Here is a 2628-nt window from a genome sequence, read left to right as displayed (position 1 = left end):
ACCCGGCTCAGCCGGGAAACCGCCGCCCATCAATCCACGCCAAGAGCTCGACGGCCAGCCCGCCGCCAACCGCGGCTATGACGGCTGCCCACAACATGTCGGCCGGAGGCAAGGCCAGGTGGAAGAAGTCCTGGGCCAGTGGCACGTTGAGCAGGAGCACTAGGCCGGCACACATCCCCAGTAGCACTGCCAGCTTCCTGGCATCGAGCGGGCGGGAGACCACCGCGAGAATCCACAACCCGATCACCGCGAGGGTAAGGACCGACGCCGACTGCAGCGACTCCGGAGCGGCCCCGGCAGCCCCGAGGGAACCCGCGTACAGGTTCAAGCCCAGCAGCGAGGCGGCGACGACGAGTCCGGCGGGGATGGAGAACGACAAAGACCTTCGAAGGAACCCCGGCCGGTAGCGGCGGCGATTGGCCATCAGCGCTAGAAAGAATGAGGGGATCCCGATCGTGAGGCCGTCGGTGAAAGACAATTGTCGCGGCAGGAAGGGAAACTGCAGATTAAGGAGGCCGAAGCCGACCGCGATCGCGATCGAATAGGCCGTCTTGCTGAGGAACAACTTCGACACACGCTCAACGTTGGCGATCACCCGGCGGCCCTCGGCCACCACACCGGGCAGCCGGTCGAAGCGTCCGTCCAGCAGCACCAGCCGGGCCACGGCCTTTGTGGCAGGCGCGGCGGAGTTCATTGCTATGCCAAGGTCTGCCTCTTTTAGCGCCAGCACGTCGTTGACACCGTCGCCGGTCATCGCGACTGTATGGCCGCGGCGCTGAAGTGCTGCCACCATATCCTTTTTCTGCTTTGGACTGACCCGGCCGAAGACGTTATTGCCCTCCATGACCTCTTCCAGCAGCGCCGGGTGGTCGGGGAGCTGCCGGGCATCGTAGCCCTCCCCGACGTCCAGGCCCACGGAGCGCGCAATCGCAGCGACCGTCCGGGGATCGTCCCCCGAGATGATCTTCAGTTCAACACCCTCGTTGCGGAAGTAGTCCAGCGTCTGTCGGGCATCGGCGCGGATCTGTTCCCGAAACGTGAGCACAACGACGGGTTTCACCCGTGCCGGCAGTGTTGCGTCCTTGGCAGTCATGGCGGTGCCGTCCGCGTAAGCCAGGACGACGGTCCGCAACCCGGAAGCGGCGAGCCGTCCGGCCTTGCCCAGGGCGTCCTCGGTCGACGGCGCCGCGCTGCCGCCGCCGGAGCTGTCGGCCAGCACAATTTCCGGGGCGCCCAGGATCCAGGAGCACGGGCTTGTCCCTCCGCCGTCGAACGTCACGGAACTCCACTTCCGTGCGGAAGAGAACGGGACCGACGAGACCGCCGGCGTTCCGCCGTTGTGCTCAAAATCCGACTCCAGGCAGCGCGACGTCGCGTTTGCCTCCGGATCCGCAGCGAACCAGCCCAGGGCGTGCTCCCACCCGGGTTCAGCGGATCCGGCCAGCTCGTGAACGCCGTCGAAGATGATGCTGCCTTCGGTGAGTGTCCCGGTCTTGTCCAGGCAGAGGACATCAACGCGCGCCAGGCCCTCGACCGCGGCCAGTTCCTGGATAAGAACCTTGTTGCCCGCCATCCGGACGCCGCCGACGGCGAAAGCAACGCTCGATAGCAGCACCAGTCCCAGCGGAACCATGGCGATGACGCTTGCAATCACCCCCACCAGGGCGGAGGTCCAGGCCCCACTGGCGATGGCGGCTTCCCAGCCGCCCCTCGACTGCATTTCACCGTTGGCAACGATGAGGGCAACCGGCAGCAGCGCCCAGGTCAGCCAGCGCAGGATCCGGTTGAGGCTGTTGCGGATCTCAGAGTTGACCAGCGAGAACCGCTTCGCATCGGCGGCGAGCCTGCTGGAAAAGGACTCAGCGCCCACCCGGACCACCCGCGCCGTACCGCGTCCGGCGACAATGATCGAGCCGGAGAGTACTTCAGTCCCCGCGTCCTTGTCCACGGGGTCCGACTCCCCGGTGAGGAGGGATTCATCGGACTCCAGCCCCCCGCTCTCAAGGACTGACGCATCGGCTGTGACCTGGTCGCCGGCCCGCAGGACCAGGACATCGTCAAGTACGACGTCGGCAGTCGGGATCTCCTGCACCGTACCGTCGCGCAGTACCCGGGCCAGGGGGGCCTCGAGGACGGCAAGGCGGTCCAGGGACCGTTTGGCGCGATACTCCTGCACAACACCGATGACGGCGTTGCCGGCAGCAGCCAGCCCAAAAAGAGCGTCCTGCCAGCTCCCCAGCAGGAGCAGGAGAATAAAGCTTGTGCCCACGATCGCATTGAAAAGGGTCAGCACGTTTGCGCGGACGATTTCCCAGAGGCTGCGGCTGGTTGCGTCCGGCAGACGGTTGTCGAGGCCGCTGCTCATCCGGGAGGCTACGTCGCCACGGGAGAGGCCACTGGCGGCCGGTCCGGACACACGACGATGGAGCATGCCTGGTCCTTGGCGCCGGTGTTCTGCCATCATCTCCTGATCGTAACTGCAGGTGCCCCGGTTTGAGGTGACGGAGCACACAGGTAGCGGGTTTGGCCGAGGTGGGCTGTTGGCCCCTGGCGGGGCGTCTGTTTTTGGTGTGGTGGCGGGGTTTTTGGGGGTGTGGGGGTGGTGTGGGGGGTGGATTTGTGTGGGGG

General features: G+C 66.1%; 1 protein-coding gene. It reads right to left on the bottom strand.

Annotated elements, in window-relative coordinates; all coding sequences use genetic code 11:
* Positions 1–7: 7 nt before the first annotated feature.
* The gene (locus tag QK287_RS18330) at positions 8–2431 is read right to left on the bottom strand and encodes an HAD-IC family P-type ATPase (RefSeq protein ID WP_282361122.1); all 2424 of its coding nucleotides are present in this window, start codon (positions 2429–2431) and stop codon (positions 8–10) included.
* Positions 2432–2628: the final 197 nt, after the last annotated feature.

The organism is Arthrobacter sp. AL05, from assembly GCF_029960715.1.
In the GTDB taxonomy this organism is placed as follows: Bacteria; Actinomycetota; Actinomycetes; order Actinomycetales; family Micrococcaceae; genus Arthrobacter.
The sequence above is the reverse complement of the archived record's forward strand: the minus strand, read 5'-3'. Positions and strand labels throughout refer to the sequence as shown.